The following is a 20,578-nucleotide window of genomic DNA, read 5'->3' on the forward strand; positions in this document are numbered from 1 at the left end:
GCAACGGCGCCGTTCCGAATTCACCCGCTCCTGCTCACGTCGGCAAAACGAGGGGCCATGGAAACCATTTCGGAAACGGTCGTCGCCGCCCGCGGCACGGACGACGCACCCGGTGGGGAATCGTTCGCCACGCTGCTGCGGTACTGGGCGTGGCGGCTCGGCGACGAGGTCGCGGTGACCTACCTCGACCATCGCGCCGGAGCGGACGGCCGCGCGATCAGCCTGTCCTGGTGCGAGCTCGACGAGCGCGTCGATCACCTCGCGACCCGGCTGACCGCGTTCACCGGCGCCGGTGACCGGGCCGCGATCCTGGCGCGGCAGTCCGTGGACTACGTCGTCGCCTTCCTCGGCGCGATCCGCGCCGGGCTGGTCGCGGTCCCGCTGTTCGCCCCGGACCTCCCCGGGCACGCGGGCAGGCTGGCCGCCGTGCTCGCCGACTGCGCGCCGAAGGTCGTGCTCACGACCACCGACGGACTCGACGTCGCCGCCGGATTCCTCGCCTCGACGGCGATCGAGCGCCCCGCCGTGCTCGCCGTCGACACCACAGCTCCGGTCGCGGCCGGTGACCGCTCCTGGCCGCGACCGGAACCGGACGGACTGGCGTACCTGCAGTACACGTCCGGTTCCACGAGGACGCCGGCGGGCGTGATGCTGACCCATCGCAACGCGCTCACCAACGCCCGGCAGGCGTGCGACGCGTACGCGATCGAAACCGGGACGACGTCCACCGTCAGCTGGTTGCCGCTCTTCCACGACATGGGCCTGATCCTCGGGATCGGCGCGCCCATGGCGGCGGGGGCGTCGTCGGTCCTGATGGATCCGCTCGCCTTCCTCGAACGTCCGTCACGCTGGCTGCGCGCGCTCTCGGCCAGCCCCGGCGCGATCAGCGCGGCACCCAATTTCGCCTACGCCTACAGCGCTTCCCGGGTGACCGAGGCCGAGAAGAGCTACCTCGAACTGAGCCGGGTCGTCTCGCTCATCAACGGCAGCGAGCCGGTCCTCCCGTCGACGATCGCGAAATTCCACGACGCCTTCGAGGAATGCGGACTGCGCCCGGAGGTGCACCGGTCGTCGTACGGACTGGCCGAGGCCACCGTGCTCGTGTCCGTCACCGAGGCGGGCAAAGCGCCACGAGAGGTCGCCTTCGACCGCGAACAGCTCGCCGCCGGGCTGGCGGCGCCCGCGCTCCCCGGCGCGGTGTCCACCACGCTCGTCTCGTGCGGATTCCCGGTGGGGCAACGGGTCCGCATCGCCGATCCGGTCACCGGCGCGCTGGTCGAACCCGGCAGGGTGGGGGAGATCCAGGTCAACGGCCCGAACGTCGGAGTGGGGTACTGGGGGCGGCCCGCCGCGTCCGACGGCGTCTTCGGCCTGCCGCCGATCGACCCGGAGTCCGGCTCGGGCTGGCTCGCGACCGGTGACCTCGGCGTGCGCTACGACGGCGAACTGTTCATGACCGGCAGGCTCAAGGATCTCGTCATCGTCGACGGCCGCAACCACTATCCGCAGGACATCGAGCAGACCGTGGAGACCCATCCCGCGGTCCGGCCGCATTCCGCCGCGGCGTTCGCGATCGAGCGCGAAGACGGCGAGGCGGCGGTCGTGCTGGCGGAGCGCGCCAAGGGGAGCGAGGCCGACATCGTCGCGGCGAGCGGCGAGATCCGGAGGGCGGTCTCGGCCGCGCACGGCCTGCGGGCGTACGACGTCGTCTTCCTCGCGCCGGGCGAGATCCCGCGCACCTCCAGCGGCAAGATCAGCCGGGCGCTGTGCCGGAAGTCCTATCTGGACGGATCGCTGACCGCGCGGCGGCTCGGGTGACCGGCCGGATCCGCGCCTGGCTCGTCGCACGGGTGGCCGAGCGGACCGGCACGCCGGCCGACCAGGTCGACCCCGACCGGCCACTGTACGAGAGCGGGCTTTCCTCCCGCGAGTCGATGGAACTGGCGGTGGAACTGAGCAGGCACCTCGGCCGCCCGCTGCCGCCGACGCTGGTGTGGCAGTACCCGACGATCAACGCGCTCGCCGCCCGTCTGTCCACAGTGGAGGAATCCGCGGTCGTCGGAGGCGAAGGCCGCGAGGAGGAACCGGTCGCGATCGTGGGCCTCGGCTGTCGTTTTCCGGGCGGCGCGGACTCCCCGGAGCGGTACTGGCGGCTCCTGGACGCCGGACGCGACGGCATCCGCGAGGTTCCGGAGGATCGCTGGGAGACCCCCGCCCGCAGCGGGTTTCTCGACGACGTCGCCGGATTCGACGCGGAGTTCTTCGGCATCACCCCGGGTGAGGCCGAGACGATGGATCCCCAGCAGCGGATGCTGCTCGAAGTCGCGTGGGCGGCGCTGGAACACGCCGGCATCCCGCCGTCCACGCTGCGCGGAAGCCGGACCGGGGTGTTCGTCGGGCTCTCGGCGGGCGAGTACGGCCACCTGACGATGGCCGATCCCGCCGCCGTCGACGTCTGGTCCGCCACCGGCGCCGCGACGAGCATCGCCGCGAACCGGCTGTCGTACCTGTTCGACCTGCGCGGCCCCAGCCTCACCCTCGACACCGCGTGCTCGTCTTCGCTGGTCGCGGTGCACCAGGCGGTACAGAGCCTCCGTCGTGGCGAATGCGGGACGGCGCTCGTCGCCGGGGTGAACCTGCTGCTCTCGCCCGCGGTCACCGCGTCCTTCGAGCGGGCCGGGGTCCTGGCGCCGGACGGGCACTGCAAACCGTTCGACGCCGCCGCCGACGGCATCGCCCGCGGCGAGGGCTGCGGGGTGGTCGTGCTGAGACCGCTGAAGGCCGCTCGCCGCGCGGGCGACCGGGTGCTCGCGGTGATCCGCGGCAGCGCGGTCAATTCCGACGGGCGGTCGAACGGTCTCGTGGCGCCCAGTCCCGGCGCGCAGGCGGACCTGTTGCGTGACGCGTACGCGGCGGCGGGTGTGGAACCGTCCTCTGTGGACTATGTGGAGGCGCACGGCACCGGGACCGAGGTGGGCGACCCGATCGAGGCGGGGGCGCTCGGTGAAGTGCTCGGCGCCGGCCGCGAACCCGGCCGCCCGCTGCTGATCGGCTCGGTGAAGGGGAACCTGGGTCATCTGGAAGGCGCGGCGGGGATGGCCGGGCTGATCAAGGTCGTCCTCGCGATGGTCCACCGGCGGCTGCCGCCGACCCCGCATCATCACGAACCCAGCCCGCACATCGACTTCGCCGGTCTCCGCCTTCGCGTGGTCGATACCGGGACGGACTGGCCGCGCTACTCCGACGTCGTACGCGCCGGGGTCTCCGCGTTCGGTTTCGGCGGCACCAACGCCCACGTCGTCCTCGAAGAGTGGCCTGCCGCCTCGTTCGCCGCCCGGGGGAAGGAAACCGAGGGCTCGCGGGTGTTCGTGCTGTCCGCTCGCTCGGCCGAGGTGCTCCGGGCGCGCGCCGCCGATCTGGCGGACTGGCTCGAAGATCCCGCGCATCGGTCGGTCTCGCTGGACACGGTCGCCGCGACGCTGGCCAGGAGCCGGGACCACCTGCCCGTCCGCGGCGCGGTCGTCGCGGAGGGGCGCGACCGGGTGGCCGCCGCCTTGCGGGCGATGGCCGCCGGACGTGAGAGCGCCGACGTCGTCCTCGGCGAGGCCGCACCCGTGTCCGACGTCGTGTTCGTCTTCTCCGGTTACGGCTCCCAGTGGCCCGGGATGGGCCGCGTCCTGCTGCGCACCGAACCCGCGTTCCGCGCCGAGGTGGAGGCACTCGACCCGGTGTTCCGGGCCGAAGCCGGATTCTCCCTGCGCGCGGTGTTCGCCGGCGACCACGACCCGCCGGACCTCGGCGCGACGCAACTCGCGTTGTTCGGTATGCAGCTCGCCCTCGCCGGGCTCTGGCGTGCGCACGGTGTCGTCCCGGCCGCGGTGCTCGGGCATTCGATGGGCGAGGTCGCGGCCGCCGTCGTCGCCGGTGCGCTGGACGTCGCCGAGGGTTTGCGCGTGATGGCCACCCGCGCCCGGCTGCTGGCCGAGGTCGATGCCTCCGGCGACGGCGCGATGGCGGTGGTCGAACTGTCCCCGGCCGAACTCGCCGACCTGGAGGCGGATTTCCCCGGGATCACCGTCGCGGTCTACGCCTCGCCGGTCCAGTGCACCGTCAGCGGCGGAGCCGAGCAGGTCGAGGCGCTGGTGTCGCACGTCGAGAGCCTCGACAGGCTGGCGAAGCGGCTGCCCGTCGGCGGCGCGGGCCATTCGGAAGCCGTCGACGCCGTTCTCGGCCGGTTCCGCGCCGAACTCGGCGAACTGTCCCCGAGGCCGGTGGAAATCCCCTGTTACAGCAGTGTCCTCGACGATCCACAATGGTCGCCGGTGTTCGACGTCGACTACTGGGCGGCGAATCTGCGCCGTCCGGTGCGGTTCAGCCAGGCGCTGGCCGCGGCGACCGCCGACGGATACGGCGTGTTCGTCGAGATCTCGCCGCATCCGGTGGCACTGGCCGCGATCGAGCAGAGCACCGGCGCGCTCGCGGTGCCGTCCGCGAGCCGCAAGGTCGACGAGCGACAGGCATTCCTGACCACGCTCGCCCGGCTCCACACCCTCGGGCTGCCCGTCGTGCTCGACGACGGGGGTCCTCGCCCGCTTCCGGTCGAGCTGCCCGGTCCGCGTTGGCGGCACCGGCGGTTCTGGCCGCGGCGCCCGGCGAACCGATCCGGTGGCACGCATCCGTTGCTGGGTGTCCACATCGAACAGCCGACCGGCGGCGGGCACCTGTGGCGTGCGGACGTCGGGACCGAGACGCTGCCGTGGCTGGCCGACCACGCGGCGATGGGGGTGCCGCTGTTCCCCGCCGCCGGGTTCCTCGAACTCGCGCTCGCGGCGGCGAAATCGGTCCTGCGACCGGGCGGGCAGCTCCGCGTCGGCGGCCTCGAATTGCGCCGGGTCCTCCCGCTCGCCGCGCATACCGAGGTGACGACCAGCCTGAGCACCGGGCCGTCCGAAGTGGACGTCTACGCACGGTCCTCGGACGGCGGCTGGGTGCGGCACGCCACGGCCCGTGTCCGTGACGGGAACACCGCGGTGGTGCCGTTCGGCGCGGTCGGCGACGATGCCAGGCCTATCGACCTGTACCGGCTGCTGGCCGGGATGGGGCAGAGTTACGGTCCCGCTTTCCGCGGATTGCGCGACGTCCTGGCCGCACCCGGCAGGGCTTCGGCCTCGATCATCCTGCCCGCCGACGATCCGGCGTACGTCCTGCATCCGGTGATCGCCGACGCCTGCCTGCACGCGCTGGCCGCGGCCGCCGGGGACGTGCTGCGCGAGACCGACGGGGTGTTCCTGCCGCTGACCTTGGGCGAGGTCGTCGTCGCCGGCGACCCACGTCGCGGTGTCCGGGTCGACGCCGTGCTCGGCTCGCTCGATCCGGCCGGTGACGGCCTGGTCGGCGGTGTCCAGCTGGTCGATGCCGGCGGCGTCGTCCTGGTCGAGTTCCGCGAGGTCTACTGCCGCCGGTTCCAGCGTTCGGCACTGCCGGTGCCGATGGCGGAGCTGCTGTTCGAGACGGTCTGGCGGCAGGCCGATCTGCCGGCGGCCGCGCCGGGCCCGCGCCGCTGGGTCGTCCTGCACGAGGACGCGCCGTGGCTGAAGGAGTTGCGTGACCGGCTCGCCGGGGACGAACTGGTGACGGTCCCGCTCGGGGATCGGGCGGCGCTGGCGGAAGCCCTGAGAGCCCGCGAGGTCACGGGAGTCCTGGCCTGTCCCGGGTCCGGTGAACCCGATCCGATGCGGGACGCCCGGATGGTCGCGACGCTCTCCGGCGTCGTTGCCGAACTGGTCGAACGGGCGCCGCGGTTGTGGCTCGTCAGCGCGGGCGCGTCGGCCATCGAACCCGGCGAGCGGGGAGACCCCGGCCAGGCCTGGCTGCGCGGGCTGGTCCGCGTTCTCGCCTTCGAACATCCCGAACTGCGCGCGAGCCAGGTCGACTTCGACGCCGAGCCTGATCCCGCGCTGCTCTGGGTCGCCAAGCTGGCAGCGGAGCTCCGCGCGGACGCGCCGGACGACGAGATCGCCTGGCGCGAGGGCGTCCGGTACACCCGGGTGCTGGCCCGGCCGGAACTCGGCGAGCCAAGCCGCGAAACCGTTGTGCGCGAAGGTGCCTACGTGATCACCGGTGGTCTCGGCGGCCTCGGCCTGGTCGCCGCGGACTGGCTGGCCGGCCGCGGCGCGACCAGGCTCGTCCTTTCCGGACGGCGTGGTACGAGCCCCGCCGTCGAACCGCTGCTGGCGGATTTGCGTGACCAGGGCGTCGACGTCCGCGTGGTGGCGGGTGACATCGCGGCGCCAGGGACGGCCGAAGCGCTGGTCGCGGCGGCGACCGATGGTGGCCTGCCGTTGCGTGGCGTGCTGCACGCGGCCGGTGTGCTGTCCGACGGTGCCGCCGCCGGCCTCGACGAAGACGCCGTCGAGGCGGTCTGGCGCGCGAAAGCGCTGGGGGCGTGGCGTTTGCACGAAGCGACGGCCGGGCACGAACCCGACTGGTGGCTGACGTACTCGTCGTCGGCCGCGCTGTTCGGATCGCCGGGTCAGGCCGCCTACGCCACCGCGAACGCGTGGGTGGACGCGCTCGTCGCGTGGCGCCGGGCCGCCGGATTGCCGGCCGCGACCATCGGCTGGGGTGCCTGGGGCGAGGCCGGAGCGGCCGTCGGCAACCGCAACCCCGTCCTCGAACCACTCGGTACGGAGGAGGCGCTGGCGGCGTTGGACGCCGTGCTGCGACGCGACCGTTCCTCGACCGGGATCGCCCGCGTCGACGCCGGGACCGTCCTGGCCCTGTTCCCGCGATTGGCCGGACGGCCTTTCTTCGAAATCCTGGTCCCGGGGGACGAACCGGTCACCGGACCGTCCACTTGGGACGGACTGGACGCGCTGCGGGCGGTCCTGCCCGAAGCGGCGCGCGAGATGCTGGCCGACTACTTGGCGGGGCTCGTCGCCGGGATGCTCGGCCTCGCCGCGGACGAGATCGACCGGAACGCGCCGCTCACCCGCCTTGGCCTGGATTCGCTCACCGCCATGCGCGCCAGGGGAGTCGTGGAACGCGATTTCGGTCTGCCGCTGCCGATCCCGTTGCTGTTGCGGGGTGCGAGCCTCGGCGAACTCGCCGACCATCTCGCGGAACAGGCCGGGTTCCGCGAGGCGGACCCGTGGCCCGCCTCGCCGGGTGCGGCCGTCGGGCCACGTGATCCGGCCGAACGCTGGATCGCCCGGCACTGGCAGGCGGAACTCGGCGGCGCGGAACCCGGCGTCCACGACGACTTCTTCGCCGTCGGTGGCGACGCGGAAGCGGCCGAGCGGCTGCGCGCCGTTTTCGCCGGGCAACTCGGAGCCGTCCCTGCCGGGCTGTTCGTCACGCCGACGATCGCCGCGATGGCCGATCTGCTGCGCGACGCGATCGAGGGGCGCGGAGGCTGCCCTGTCCGGCCGCTGCGCGAGGGCGGCACGGATCCGGTGTTCCTGTTCCATCCGGCGGGCGGTCCGACGAGCGTCTACGAAGGGCTCGTCCGCCTGCTGCCGGAGGGCAGGCCCGTCTACGGGCTCGAACGGATCGACGAGGAGGACACGGTCGAGGACAAGGCGGAGTGTTATCTCGAACTGATCCGGGAGATCCAGCCGCAAGGCCCGTACCGGCTGGGTGGCTGGTCGTTCGGCGGCTGCCTCGCCTACGAGACCGCCCGGCGGCTGACGGCGGCGGGGGAGCGAGTCGATCTCGTGTTCCTGATCGACAGCATCCTGCCGCTGCCCGCGCCGGGGAAACCGGCGCACGAGATCCTGCTGGACCGGTTCGACCGCTTCGCCGAACACGTCGAGCGGACCTACGGCGTCCCGCTGGACATCCCGCGCGAGGACCTGGCCCGGCTCGGCGACGACGAACAGATCCGGCTGGTGATCAGTAAGCTGGCCGAGCAGGTGCCCGGAATGGGGCACGGGGTGTTGCGGCACCAGTACGAGTCCTATGTGGACGCACGGGTCGCGGAACGGTACGAGCCGGAACCGTACGCCGGGCCGGTGTTGCTGATCCGCGCACAGGAGCCGCATCCGCTGACCACCACCCTCGATCCGCGGTACCTGCGCACGGACGAAGCCCTCGGCTGGGACGCCTACTGCGCGGATCTGGAGGTCGTGCGGGTGCCGGGCGATCACCTGTCGATGATCGACCCGCCGCATGTCGAGGTGGTCGCCGCCGCGCTCGCGGCCCGGCTGGGGGCGCCCAAGGCGGCGCGGCCATGACCGACACGACGGCGTTCCGGATCGCCGACCTCGCCGCCCGCCGGGAAGATCTCCGGATCGCCGAGAAACGAGCCGTCGACCGGCAGCACGCCAAGGGCAAGCTGACCGCGCGCGAACGCGTCGAGCTGTTGCTGGATCAGGGCTCCTTCGTCGAGCTCGACCAGTTCGCCCGGCACCGGTGCACCGAGTTCGGGATGGACGCCAACCGGCCGTACGGCGACGGCGTGGTGACCGGGCACGGCACCGTCGACGGCAGGCAGGTGTGCGTGTTCTCCCAGGACTTCACCGTCTTCGGCGGCAGCATGGGCGAGGTCTTCGGCGAGAAGGTCCTCAAGGTGATGGACCTGGCGATGACGCTGGGCTGTCCCGTGGTCGGCATCAACGACTCCGGCGGCGCCCGGATCCAGGAGGGCGTCGTCTCGCTCGCCTACTACGCCGAACTCGGCAGGCGGAACGCGCTCGCGTCCGGTGTCATCCCGCAGATCTCGCTGATCATGGGACCGTGCGCGGGCGGGGCGGTGTACTCGCCGGCGATCACCGACTTCACCGTGATGGTGGACGAGACTGCGCACATGTTCGTCACCGGACCGGACGTCGTGCACGCCGTCAGCGGCGAGCGGATCTCCGCCCAGCGGCTCGGCGGCGCCGCGGTGAACAGCGAGATCTCCGGGAACGCCCACCACCGGGCCGCCGACGAGCACGACGCCATCGACTGGGTGCAGACCTTGCTCGGGTATCTGCCGTCCAACAACCTCGACGCCGCCCCGGAATACGCCGACGAGACCGCTCCCGGACTCACCGCGACCGATCTCGAACTCGACCGGCTGGTGCCCGACTCGCTGAACCAGGCCTACGACATGACCGAAGTGATCTCGCGGCTCGTCGACGACGGCGAGTTCACCGAGATCCACAGTGCCTTCGCGCCGAACATGATCTGCGCGTTCGGCCGGATGCGCGGCCGCACGGTCGGGGTCGTGGCGAACCAGCCGCGGCATCAGGCGGGCGTGATCGACATCGACGCCTCGGAGAAGGCGGCGCGATTCGTCCGGTTCTGCGACGCCTTCGGCATCCCGATCCTCACCCTCGCCGACGTTCCCGGCTACCTGCCCGGCGAGGCACAGGAACGGCACGGGATCATCCGCCGTGGCGCCAAACTGATCTACGCCTACGCCGAGGCGACCGTGCCGAAGGTGACCGTGGTGATCCGCAAGGCCTACGGCGGCGGCTACGCGGTGATGGGCTCGAAACACCTCGGCGCGGACGTCAACCTGGCGTGGCCCACCGCCGAGATCGCGGTGATGGGCGCCGAGGGCGCGGTGAGGGTGCTGCACCGGCACGAACTCGCCGCACTGCCACCGGACCAGCGGACCGTCGAACGGAAACGGCTGACCGAGGCGTACCGCGAACGGCACTCGAATCCGTATCTGGCGGCGGAACGCGGCTACGTCGACCAGGTCATCGCGCCGTCGCAAACCCGTCTTCAGGTGGCGAGGGCCCTGCACACGCTGCGGACCAAACGGCAGACCCTCCCGGCCAAGAAACACGGAAACATCCCGTTGTGAGCGAGGAGAAGTGATGAAGCGAACCCGGCGGTGGGGTCTGCTGGCGCTGGCCATGGTGGCCCTGCTCGGAAGCTCGATCCCGGCGAGCGCGGCGCCCGCGCCGGTCTCCGCCGACAACGGGGCGAAGGTCGTCGAGGAGACCTGGCTGGACGCGCGCACGGTCGATCTCAAGATCAGTTCGCCCGCGCTCGGCACCACCGGCATGGTCCGCCTGCTGGTGCCGACCGGCTGGGCCGCGCAACCCACGCGGACCTGGCCGACGCTGTACCTGCTGCACGGCTGCTGCGAACCGGTCGACTACCGCTCGTGGGATCAGTTCACCGACGTCAAGGCGTTCACCGCGGACAAGGACGCCCTCGTCGTCATGCCGACGGGCGGCCCGGCCGGCATGTACACGAAGTGGTGGAACTTCGGGCTCAGGAGCACTCCCGACTGGGACACCTTCCACACCCTGGAGGTGCGGCAGATCGTCGAACGCGGTTACCGGGCGGGCACCCGCCGGGCGGTCGCGGGGTTGTCGATCGGCGGCTACGGCGCGCTCGCGTATTCGTACAAGCACAAGGGGATGTTCGCCGCGGCGGCGTCCTACAGCGGGGTGCCGAACACCCTCAACCAGGGCGCGCCGCTGTTCATCCAGGGAATCTTGGCCCGCGCGGGGATCTTCAACTACCTGGAGCTCTGGGGCGACAGCTGGGGGATGCGACCGATTTGGACGGCGAACAACCCGTACGACAACATCGACGGCCTGCGCGGCACGGCGCTCTACATCTCGTGCGGGAACGGCAAGACCGGTCCGCTCGACCCGCCCGGCCAGTCCGACATCTTCGAACCGCAGGCGCTGGCTTCCTCGGTGACGTTCACGGATCGGTTGAAGGCCAAGGGGATTCCGGCGACCGTCGACTACTACGGCGACGGCACGCACAGCTGGCCGTACTGGCAACGGGCGCTGCGGAACTCCTGGCCGGTGCTGGCGGGCGGGCTCGGCCTGTGAGCGCAAGTCCGTGAAGGCCTCCTTGAGGGAATTTCAGGTGAAGGGTGGCTATGTGCACCGTAGCCGTGTGAGGACGTCGACTGTGTGGTTTGGGGAATGTGATTTTCCAAACCACGCAGTCGCAACTTGCGGTGGTCAACTTGGGAGGATGCTGGGAGTAACGAAAATTTGGGAGTCGTGTAAATTTTAGAATTGAAATTACCATCTTGGGGCTGCCTGCTTATTTATCGGAAGCCCTCTAGGCGGTCGGCTGCGCGATTGATTTCACGTGCCGCGTTGTGCAAGTGTTCTGCTCGAACTTCGAGCCCTTGTGTCTGGCTTGCAGCGTAGGCCAGGGTATTGGCTTTGTCTTCCAGGTTTCGCAGGTTTTCCGAAGCGCTTCTTAGGCTGTTTGCGGCGTCCGCGAGGTTGCCCAGTCGGCTGGCTGCGTCGTGTAGAAGCTCGATCGAATCGGAATTAAACAGCGGGTTTCCGTAGCGGGAGGCCTGTGTCTCTTCACGCAGTTCTCGTATGAGGGCTGCAGCGTCAGCGTCAGTCTTCTCTAGTCTCTTTAGTGTCTGTTTGATTTCGTCATCTCGTTCTTGAATCGCCTCGCTAAGCATTTCTTGAAGGCGGTCCTCGGTGAGATGGCGAAGGCCTCGCAGGGCCTGTGATCCCTTGGTTTCCCTGGTTGATTTCCACTGCTTGAGTGTCTCTGCCGGGTACTTTACGCCACCACCTGGTTGATCTATGGTTTGGTGGTGCACATGGCAAAGAAATATCAAGTTTTCAAAAGAATTTCTCTGCTCGTCGGTCATTGAAGGGAGGTAGCGCTCCCCGCCGGGTTTTAATGCATGGATGTGGGCGATTTCGAGAGCGATCTTGAATTGTCCCTCAACTGGCCGAACAACAGGCTCGGGGCAACCCGGCCAGTAGCATGTTCCGGCACTCAAAGAGATAAGCGCAGCTCGGTCTCCGCGCGTATAGTCGCGGTTGCCACTCAAAGGAAACCCCCTCGTTTGGGCTTGAGGGTTAGGCTACTGCGCGAGGCTGCCAGGTCGGCTAGCGGCATTTGTGTGAATTTCTTTAACGATCTATACCTCTGAATGGGTGAACGCGATGGCGTGCACTATTGGCATGGTGTCCAATAGTGCACGCCTTAGAGGTGCGCGATTCGAGCAAACTAGTGGCCTCTGGCTGCCACGTTCAGAGGACTGAATGCGGGGAAGATCAGCCGGCGATCAGCTCGGCGAAGCGTTCCGGGCTGACGTTCCCGCCGCTGATGATCACCCCGACCTGGCCCGACGCGGGAATCTGGCCGCTGAGCAGCGCGGCGAGACCGGTCGCCCCGCTCGGCTCGATGACGAGCTTCAGCCGTTCGAACGCGAACCGCATCGCGTCCCGGACCTGCTCGTCGGTGACGAGCGCGATGTCGTCCACGAGCCGCCGGTTGATCGAGAACGTCAGTTCGCCGGGGACGGAAGCGGCCTGGCCGTCGGCGATCGTCCGCGGCACCGGGATCGACACGCGTTCGCCCGCCTCGAGCGAGCGTTTGGTGTCGTCACCCGCGGCGGGTTCGACGCCGACCACCCGGATACCGGGCCGCACGGCCTTCGCGGCGGTCGAGCTGCCCGCGATCAGGCCGCCACCACCGACCGGGACGACGAGCGTGTCCAGGGATTCGGTGTCTTCCAGCAGTTCCAGCGCCGCCGTACCCTGTCCCGCGATCACGTGCGGGTGCTCGTAGGGCGGGATGAGCGCGAGACCGCGGTCGGCCGCCAGCGCCTCGCCGATGGCGACGCGGTCGCCGGTGTACCGGTCGTAGGTGACGATCTCGGCGCCGTAACCCGCGGTGGCGTCCTTTTTGGACTGCGGGGTGTCCTCCGGGATCAGGATGACCGCGCTGCTGCCGAGTTCGCGCGCGGCGAGCGCGACGGCCTGCGCGTGGTTGCCCGAGGAGTACGCGGCGATACCCTTGGCCAGCTGTTCCGGCGAGAGCCGGGAGGCGGCGTTGTACGCGCCGCGGAACTTGAAGGCACCGACGCGCTGAAGGTTCTCGCACTTGACGAAGACCTCGGCGCCGACGAGCTCGTCGAGGGTGCGGGAACGCACGACCGGGGTCCGGTGCGCGACCCCGGCCAGCTGGGCGGCCGCGTCGCGGATGTCGTCGATGGTCACGGGGGCGGTCATGATGCTCCTTGTTCACGGATTTCGGCGAGATAGTTGTAGGCGGAGGCGCGGGAGATCCCGATCCGCGCCGCGACCTGGGGTACGGCCCGCCGCACGGCGAACACTCCGCGTTCGTGCAGGCTGCGGAACAGATCGAGACGTTCTTCGCGGCTGAGGGCGGTCCACGGTTTGTTCAGCCGGAGTTGATGCTCGTCGACGATCGCGTCCACCACGGCGTCGACGTCGTCGCCGAAGGTGGTGGTCGGCGTTTCGGCCGCGGTGCCGACATCGGCGAGTTCGCCGACGAGGGTTCGTAGTTGGCCCAATGCGGTGACGTCGAGGTTGACGCACAGCGCGCCGAACACCGAGCCGCCGCTGTCGCGCAGCAGCATGGTCGAAGACTTCACGAGCTTCCCGGACGCCGTCCGCGTGACGTAGTTCAGCTGGTCTTCGGCGTCGTCGCCGCGGGCGAGCAGGCCCATGCCGATCTCGCTCATCGAGCCGCCCACGGTGCGGTCGGTGACCGAGCCGGCGATCGCGACCACCGACTTCTCCGGGCGGCGGAAGTCGTGCACCACGACCTCGCAAAACGAACCGAGCGTCGCCGCGATGCCGTCGGCGACCGGGGCGAGCGCGTCGAGGATCGCGTCCTGCTCAGACATCGCGTACTCGGGCGAGGGCCTCGACTTCGACGACGCCGCCGTAGGGCAGGGAAGCGACCCCGACACAGGTACGGGCGGGCCTGGGCTCGGCGAAGAACTCCTCGTAGACCCGGTTGAGGCCGTCGCGGTCGGCGATGTCGGTCAGGTAGACGACGACCTTCACCACGTCCGCGCGGGTCGCGCCCACCGAACGCAGCGCGGCGTCGAGGTTGGCGAAGGCCTGCGGGCATTCGGCGTCGAATCCGCCGGGTAACAGCGCCCCGGTCTCGGTCACGCCGAGCCGTCCGGACACGGAAACCAGGTCGCCGCTGCGGAAGGCCGGCGGATACGGATGCTCGTTGGTCACGAGACCGACTGTATAAGTGCTGGACGGATTGTCCAACCGATTAAGAAGTGAGCTACCGCTCACGTGTGACGGTGGTCATTGATATACCGTATACAGACAGGGGGGTTCGATGACCACGAGTTCCGCCGATGCCGTGCAGGACGAGGATGGCCGGATCGTCGCGCCGCCGAGTATGGCCGACCTGGCCACGCGAGCGCTGCGGGCGATGATACTTTCCGGCGAACTCCCGCCCGGCACGCGTTTGGTCGAGGCCAAGCTCACCGAGCGGCTCGGGGTTTCCCGGCCGCCGCTGCGTGAAGCGTTGCAGGTCCTGGCCTTCGAGGGACTCGTCGTGCCCCATCCGCGGCGCGGCGTCATCGTCCGCCCGCTCACCCGCCACGACGTCTACGAAATCGTCACCCTGCGCGAAGAACTCGAAGCCTTCGCCGTCCGGATCGGGATCCCGGTCCGCTCGCCGGAGCGGCTGCAAGCCTGCCGGGACGCTCTCGCCGCGTTCGAGCAGGCGGGCCGCGACGGCGACGAAGGTGTTTTCACGCAACGAAAGTACGACTTCCATCAGTCGATCGTCGCGCTGGCGGGGCACGAGCGAGTTACTGAGGCGTATCGCGCGCTTTCCCTGCAGATGCAGCTGTGCATGGCCCTCAACCGCAGCGCCCGCCGCGATGGCGAATCGCTGATGCAGAACGTCGAGCGGCACCGCGAGCTGCTCACGATCATCGAGGGTGGCGACCCGGACGCGGTGTTGCGGGCGCTGGCCGATCACGGTCACGGCAGCTTCCTCGACGCGGTGGTGGATCAGCTCGACGGCGGCACCCCCGATTCGGAACGGTGGCTGGCCGAGCGCCGGAGCCGGTAGCAGAACGGTGCGGGTGGTCGTGAGTGGCGTTTCGGGTTCTAACCCGAAACGCCACTCACGACCACATGGGCCGCCTCAGCCTCAGCCGGGCCGGATGAACAGCAGCCAGGTCGCGATCGGCGCGATCGCGCACATGCTGAATCCCCAGATCATCAAGCCACGGAACACTTTGTCGTTCTGCCCGGCGGGTGCGTTGGCCACGACCAGCGCGCCGCTGGTCGAGAACGGCGACGAGGCGTGGGTGACCCACTGGTGCGGCGTGAGCGAAGGCGTGACTCGTGTGATCAGGGACGTGACTCGCGTGATCGGAGGCCGCACTCACGAGCGGGGCTCCTGCCAGCCCGGCGTCTCAAACCACCTCGAAGTTCGCCATCATCGCCATGTCCTCGTGTTCGGCGTTGTGGCAATGGAAGACGTACCGGCCACGATAGCCGTCGAAGCGGGCGATGACCTCGGCCGACTCGCCCGGCGCCAGATCGACGGTGTCCTTGATGCCGCCGTCGAACGGTCCCGGCGGCCGCCCGCCCCGCGAAAGGATCCGGAAGCCCACCAGATGCAGGTGCACGGGATGGTGGATGTCGGCGACGAACCGCCAGATCTCCGTGTCCCCGAGGCGCGGGCTCGCCGACATCAGATCCGGCGAGAACGGCTCCCCGCCGATCACCCAGCCCGCGCGACCGTGGACGGTGCCCGCGCGGAACGAGAAGTCGCGCGTGGTCGTGGCCTGCTCGCGGGTGAGCGGCGGAATCTCGCTGAGCTTGGCGGGAACCCGGCTGTCGTCCACCGCACGGCGCGCGACGACGAATCGCATGACCTGCGCGGTCGAGCCGGTGCCGAGCCGGTTCACGAGGGTGACTTCGGTGCCGACCGGATAGCGGCCGAAGTCGACGACGACGTCGTACCGTTCCGCCGGCGCGATGGGGAGATGGTCGTGTGCGCGCGGCGCGTCGAGCAGACCCTGGTCGGCGCCGATCTGGACGAAACCGCCTCCGCCGGGTGGCGGCGGGTCGAGCGCCAGGTCGTACCGTCGCGCGTTGGAGCCGTTGAGGAGACGCAGCCGGTGCCGTGCGGCCGCGACTTCGTGCATCGGCCACGGCGCCCCGTTCACGAGGATCACGTCGCCGAAAACACCCTCCACGTAAGCACTTTCGACTCCCGGCGTGGTCCGCAGCGACCGGTCGAGGGAGGGATAGGCGAACTCGCCGTGCTCGTCGAAGGAACGGTCGGCGATCATCAGCGGCAGTTCACGTTCCCCGGACGGGAGCCCCAGGGCGTCTTCCTCGTCGTCGCGGATCAGGTGAAATCCGGCCAGGCCCCGGTACACGGCCGGACCGGTGAAGTCCATCCGATGGTCGTGGTACCACAGCGTCGCGGCCCGTTGCCGCAGCGGGAAGACGTAGTCGCGCTCGCCGCTCGAGATCCGGGCACGGGTGTCGACCATGCCGTGTCCGGCGTGCGCGGTGCTCCAGCCCGACCGCGGCAGGACGAGATCGGTCGGGTAACCGTCGGATTCGGCGGGCGTGTGCCCGCCGTGGAGGTGGACCACGGTCGGTACCGGAAGTTCGTTGCGATGGTGCGCCACCACCGTCCGGTCCCGCCGCGATTCGATCGTCGGGCCAGGGAAGATCCCGTCGTAGCCCCAGATCGGTGTCCGGACGCCCGGCAGGATCTCGGCCGTGGCCGCCCGCTGGGTGATGGTGTAGTGATCGGCATCGGCGGTCCTTTGTGGACGCAGGACCGGCGGGATCGGCAGCGGCACCCGGAACGGCTCCGGCAGGGGGAGCCCGCTGCGCAGCAGTTCACCGGTCCCCGGCGCGCCTTGTGCGAGCAGGCGGGGGGCCGCGATCCCGGCGGCGGCGAGGACACCGGCCCCGCCGGCGAGCCCGAGGAAGGTCCTGCGGGGAAGGCGGCGGCTCATCGGCGGGTCCGCCAGGTCTGCGGGCGCCAGACGGCGATGGTCGTCAGGATCGCTCCGGTGACCAGCGCGACGCCGAGGGGGATGTGCAGATCGAGCGCTCCCGCCATCCCGGCGAGGTACTGCGCGGTCTCGCCCGCCGCGAGCAGCAGGCTGATCCAGAACAGCCAGCGTGGTCCGCGGGTCAGCCAGAGGACCAAGGCCGCGATGATCTGCGCGTACGCCAGGTACGACACCGCGTCCGCGCCCCAGCGGTGCAGCCACAGCATGTCGTAATCGCCGCCGAGATAGCCGCCGGCGAACACCGGCTGGCCGATGATCGCGACGGCGTGGGCGCTCACCAGCACCCGGTTCACCACCAGCGTCCCGTTCGCCTTCCGGCTCGGGCTGGTCAGGATTTCACTCACGCGATCGAACGTAAGAGCCGAGCCCTTATGCTGTCCAAGACAAGATCGGTTATCTGTTCATAACAGGTGGGGTATCAGCAGTGGATCTTCTGGCGCTCCGGTACTTCCAGACGGTCGCCCGGCTCGAACACGTCGGCCGCGCGGCCGAGAAGCTGCGGGTCGCGCAACCCTCGCTCAGCCGCACCTTGGCCAGGCTGGAAAGCGAACTCGGCGTCCCGTTGTTCGACCGGCACGGCCGCCGGATCAGGCTCAACCGCTTCGGCACCGCGTTCCTCCGCCGGGTCGACCGGGCGCTGGCCGAACTCGACGACGCCCGTCAGGAGCTCGACGACGCCGCCGGGCTGGAACGCGGCACCGTCACCGTCGCGGCCGAAAGCCTGCTCGCCCTCACGGAACCGCTTCGCACCTTCGTGCCCGGCCATCCGCTGGTCGACGTGCGGCTGTCCCAGGCCTCGGCCGAGGGGATGGCGGAGAAGCTGCGATCCGGCGACGTCGACCTGTGCATCTCGTCGCAACCGTTGGCGGGCAACGACATCCGTAGCCGCGTGCTGCTCGACGAACAGGTGTTCCTCTGCGTGCCTTCCGGGCACCGGCTCGCCGGGCGTGGCCACGTCGGCCTGGCAGACCTCGAAGGCGAGCCGTTCCTCACCACCCGCCCCGGGTACTGGCAGCGTGCGCTCGTCGAGCGCCTCTTCGCGAAGGCCGGGCTCGAACTCCACATCGTCTGCGAGGGCGACGAAGCCGCCGTGCTCTTCCAGCTCATCGACGCGGGCCTCGGGCTCGCGCTCGTGCCGTCGCTCGGACTGCGGCCGGAAACCAGCCGGACGGTGGTCTGGCTCGACGTCGACGACCCCGATTGCCGCCGCGTACTCAGCGTCACGTGGCGCGAGGACACCTATCTTTCCGCTGCGGCGCAACGCTTCCGCGACCATGTCGTCGAGCATTTCCACGCACAGGCCGGGCCCCGGTCGCGGTGACCGGGGCCCGGGACGTGCTTACGGGTTGAGCGTGACGCTGTAGGCGCTCAGCGCCTCACCGATCGGCTGGAAGTACGAGGTGCCGCTGCCCTTGCCGGAGGTGATGCCCAGCCCGACGCTGCCGGCGAACAGGCAACCGCCCGAGTCGCCGGGGTTGACCAGCGCGCTGGTCTGGATCAGCTGGTGCACCGAACCTTCGGCGTAGTTCACCGTGACGTTCAGCCGCTGCACCGAACCCGAGGTGAGCCGGGTGGTGCTGCCGCTCTTGCTGATCCGCTGCCCGACGGTGGCCGAACCGGCGGAGGCGATCCGCTGCGTGGAGCCGTTCCACAGGGTGACCGCGCCCGGCGCGCTGCCGGTGGTGTTGCGGATCAGGCCGTAGTCGTTGGTCGGGAAGCTGGCGCCCTGCGACGGTCCGACGTTCCACTGCGACACCGCGCGGGTGCAGTGGCCGGCGTCGAGGATGTAGTTCTGGCCGCCGCGGTTGGTGTTGAAGCCGACCGAGCAGCGGGTCCCGCCGCCGGTGATGGCCTCGCCGTTGTAGATCGCGGTGTGCATCTCGCCGGTGGTCCGCTCCACGCGGACTCGGTCGCCGAGCGCTTCGGCCGCCTTCACGAGGGCCTCGGCGCCCTTCGCGGCGTCGGAGATGGTCAGCACGACCTGGTTGGCCTTGGGGTCGAGGCCGATCGAGGTGTGCGCGACCGTGGGCAAGGCCTGCAGGGCGTTCTGGGCGCTCGTGAGCGCCGCGGTGGAGTGCTTGACCACGCGGGCCCGCGCCCCGGTCGCCGTCACCTGGTCGGCGGCGGCCTGGTCGAGCACGTTCACCACCGGCTTGGCGGCGTCGTCGAGGTAACCGTCGGCGGCACGGGAGCCGAGCGACGCGGCGACCTTCTGCAGCGTTTCGACGCCGGCCGTCTGCGTCCGGAGGAACTCGACCGCGGCGGCCTGGCTGATCCCGGCTTCGGAGGCGAGGGAGGTCACCGCCTCGTGCTGCACGGTGGGGGAGTAGCCCGCGATCGTGGTGGCGGTGGCCGTGGACGGGGCGAGGAAGCCGACGGCCGCGGCCGCGGCCACCAAGGTGGTGGCGGTACGGGCCAAGGGGTTTGTGCGCATACCGGTGTCTCACTTTCGCGAGGGAGGATCCAGCGCGAGGGGTGGCCGCACTGGACACAGTGGGGTCGCCGGGCACGGCCAAGGCGACCCGGCACCGGTGATCCGGTGCCGATCATGGTGATCCGCCGCCCCGGTGGCGGATACCGACTTTCGTTGGACAGGAAGAAAGATAGGTACCGGCAAACGGGGCTACCGAGGTATACGCGCACAGTAAACGACGGGACTCACGAGGCGTCGAAGGCCAGTCGGGCGAAGCGTTCCCCGATGAGCCGGTGCGTCGCCGCGTCCGGATGGAGGTGGTCGGGCAGCGGCAGCTCGGCATGGTCCGCCTCGCCGTACAGTTCGAGGCCGTCGAGATAACGCAGGTGGGGATCGTTCGCGCTCCGCTCCTTGACGATATGGGCGAGTTCGTCGCGGATCACGGTGAGTGTCAGCTTTCCCGCGGCGGTCTCCGCGGGGTCGCCGGCCGCCCTGAACCGCACCTTTCCCGCTCGCAGGGCGTCCGGATCGAACTCGCCGGGCCCCGGCGTGTGCTCGTGGATGGGGCAGTAGAGCGGCGAGACGACCAGCAACGGCGTGGTGGGATGGCCTTCCCTGATGGTGTCGAGAAACCCGTGCACCGCCGGGCCGAACGCGCGCAGCCGCATCAGGTCCGCGTTGACGACGTTGATCCCGATCTTGATGCTGATGAAGTCGGCCGCCGTGTCCCGCATCGCGCGGGCGGTGAACGGGTCGAGCAGCGCGCTGCCGCCGAAGCCGAGATTGACCAGCTCCTTACCGGCGATGGCCGCTGCCGTGGCGGGCCAGATCCCGGTCGGGGTCGCCGCGTTGGAGCCTTGGCTGATGGAACTGCCGTGGTGCAGCCAGGTCTCGCGGCCGGAAGACTGGACACTGTGGACGGACGCGTCGGTGCGCAAGGCGACGAGCTGCGTCGTTTCGTTGTGGGGCAGCCAGATCTCGACGTTCTTCTCGTTTTCGGGCAGGCCGTCGAAGCGCAGGGTCCGGACGGGGCCGGGCTGGTGTCGCGCGGTGCCGGTGGCCAGGTCGACGGTGATCGTGTCGCCTTCGGTCACGCTCGCCCGCCCGGCGAGCCGTCCGTCGACGAGCAGTTCGTAGACGCCGTCGGGCCGGGGCGGCGTGCCGGCGAAGACCCGTTTGGTGGCCAGGACGTCCAGTTCGACGAGGGACGCCGTGCTGCGGAAGACGAGCCGCACCCCGGAAGGCTGCGCCTCCGCCATGGCCAGCTGGCCGTCGGGGATCTGCTGCCTTGCCCGCGCGGGCAGCCGGTGGGGGAGCACGCCGCGCTCGGTGTGTTCGAGGTCCAGCGCGCCTCGGACGAGGGCGGCGGTGATCGGGGTGGTGAGCAT

Annotated in this window: 15 protein-coding genes; 6 read left to right on the forward strand and 9 right to left on the reverse strand. The window is 70.0% G+C overall.

Annotated elements, in window-relative coordinates; all coding sequences use genetic code 11:
• Positions 1-57: 57 nt before the first annotated feature.
• Genes AORI_RS57990 through AORI_RS58005 form a run of 4 tightly spaced genes read left to right on the forward strand, consistent with a single transcriptional unit; the run spans position 58 to position 10,787 of the window.
• Positions 58-1,818 carry a fatty acyl-AMP ligase gene (locus AORI_RS57990; RefSeq protein ID WP_016333756.1) on the forward strand — a complete coding sequence of 587 codons (1,761 nt, stop codon included), beginning with the start codon at positions 58-60 and terminating at the stop codon, positions 1,816-1,818.
• Positions 1,815-8,234, forward strand: a complete 6,420-nt coding sequence (locus tag AORI_RS57995; RefSeq protein ID WP_016333757.1) for a type I polyketide synthase — start codon at positions 1,815-1,817, stop codon at positions 8,232-8,234. The genes AORI_RS57990 and AORI_RS57995 overlap by 4 nt, the downstream gene beginning before the upstream one ends.
• Positions 8,231-9,796, forward strand: a complete 1,566-nt coding sequence (locus AORI_RS58000; protein WP_016333758.1) for an acyl-CoA carboxylase subunit beta — start codon at positions 8,231-8,233, stop codon at positions 9,794-9,796. The genes AORI_RS57995 and AORI_RS58000 overlap by 4 nt, the downstream gene beginning before the upstream one ends.
• A 13-nt stretch (positions 9,797-9,809) precedes the next feature.
• A complete protein-coding gene (locus tag AORI_RS58005; RefSeq protein WP_016333759.1) occupies positions 9,810-10,787 on the forward strand; it encodes an alpha/beta hydrolase in 978 nt (325 codons plus the stop codon).
• 224 nt (positions 10,788-11,011) lie between these two features.
• Here AORI_RS58005 and AORI_RS83370 read toward each other — a convergent pair whose 3' ends face one another.
• From AORI_RS83370 to AORI_RS58020, 4 genes are all read right to left on the reverse strand, one after another.
• Complete coding sequence (locus AORI_RS83370; RefSeq protein ID WP_123798412.1) at positions 11,012-11,584, reverse strand: hypothetical protein; 573 nt, start codon at positions 11,582-11,584, stop codon at positions 11,012-11,014.
• A gap of 412 nt (positions 11,585-11,996) precedes the next feature.
• Positions 11,997-12,956 (reverse strand): pyridoxal-phosphate dependent enzyme, encoded by a 960-nt coding sequence (locus AORI_RS58010; RefSeq protein WP_016333760.1) that lies wholly within the window; start codon positions 12,954-12,956, stop codon positions 11,997-11,999.
• Positions 12,953-13,597 carry a helix-turn-helix transcriptional regulator gene (locus AORI_RS58015; protein WP_016333761.1) on the reverse strand — a complete coding sequence of 215 codons (645 nt, stop codon included), beginning with the start codon at positions 13,595-13,597 and terminating at the stop codon, positions 12,953-12,955. The genes AORI_RS58010 and AORI_RS58015 overlap by 4 nt, the downstream gene beginning before the upstream one ends.
• A complete protein-coding gene (locus AORI_RS58020; RefSeq protein ID WP_016333762.1) occupies positions 13,590-13,943 on the reverse strand; it encodes a RidA family protein in 354 nt (117 codons plus the stop codon). The genes AORI_RS58015 and AORI_RS58020 overlap by 8 nt, the downstream gene beginning before the upstream one ends.
• Positions 13,944-14,052: 109 nt before the next feature.
• Between AORI_RS58020 and AORI_RS58025 the strand changes: the two genes are divergently transcribed.
• The gene (locus tag AORI_RS58025; RefSeq protein WP_016333763.1) at positions 14,053-14,799 is read left to right on the forward strand and encodes a GntR family transcriptional regulator; all 747 of its coding nucleotides are present in this window, start codon (positions 14,053-14,055) and stop codon (positions 14,797-14,799) included.
• Between the two features lie 81 nt (positions 14,800-14,880).
• Here AORI_RS58025 and AORI_RS58030 read toward each other — a convergent pair whose 3' ends face one another.
• The 3 genes from AORI_RS58030 to AORI_RS58040 are packed head-to-tail and all read right to left on the reverse strand — an operon-like array spanning position 14,881 to position 17,121.
• Positions 14,881-15,117, reverse strand: a complete 237-nt coding sequence (locus tag AORI_RS58030; protein ID WP_016333764.1) for a hypothetical protein — start codon at positions 15,115-15,117, stop codon at positions 14,881-14,883.
• A 31-nt stretch (positions 15,118-15,148) separates the two neighbouring features.
• Positions 15,149-16,717 carry a multicopper oxidase family protein gene (locus tag AORI_RS58035; RefSeq protein ID WP_016333765.1) on the reverse strand — a complete coding sequence of 523 codons (1,569 nt, stop codon included), beginning with the start codon at positions 16,715-16,717 and terminating at the stop codon, positions 15,149-15,151.
• Complete coding sequence (locus tag AORI_RS58040; RefSeq protein ID WP_016333766.1) at positions 16,714-17,121, reverse strand: hypothetical protein; 408 nt, start codon at positions 17,119-17,121, stop codon at positions 16,714-16,716. The genes AORI_RS58035 and AORI_RS58040 overlap by 4 nt, the downstream gene beginning before the upstream one ends.
• Positions 17,122-17,201: 80 nt before the next feature.
• Here AORI_RS58040 and AORI_RS58045 point away from each other — a divergent pair, with 80 nt between their 5' ends.
• Complete coding sequence (locus AORI_RS58045) at positions 17,202-18,098, forward strand: LysR family transcriptional regulator (protein ID WP_016333767.1); 897 nt, start codon at positions 17,202-17,204, stop codon at positions 18,096-18,098.
• Positions 18,099-18,116: 18 nt separating this feature from the next.
• On the opposite strand, the gene AORI_RS58050 is transcribed toward AORI_RS58045, so the two are convergent.
• Both AORI_RS58050 and AORI_RS58055 read right to left on the reverse strand, forming a co-directional pair.
• A complete protein-coding gene (locus AORI_RS58050; RefSeq protein WP_200870974.1) occupies positions 18,117-19,211 on the reverse strand; it encodes a S1 family peptidase in 1,095 nt (364 codons plus the stop codon).
• Between the two features lie 224 nt (positions 19,212-19,435).
• The gene (locus AORI_RS58055) at positions 19,436-20,578 is read right to left on the reverse strand and encodes an SGNH/GDSL hydrolase family protein (RefSeq protein WP_016333769.1); all 1,143 of its coding nucleotides are present in this window, start codon (positions 20,576-20,578) and stop codon (positions 19,436-19,438) included.

Origin of the sequence: Amycolatopsis keratiniphila (assembly GCF_000400635.2) — a bacterium.
Lineage (GTDB): Bacteria > Actinomycetota > Actinomycetes > Mycobacteriales > Pseudonocardiaceae > Amycolatopsis > Amycolatopsis keratiniphila.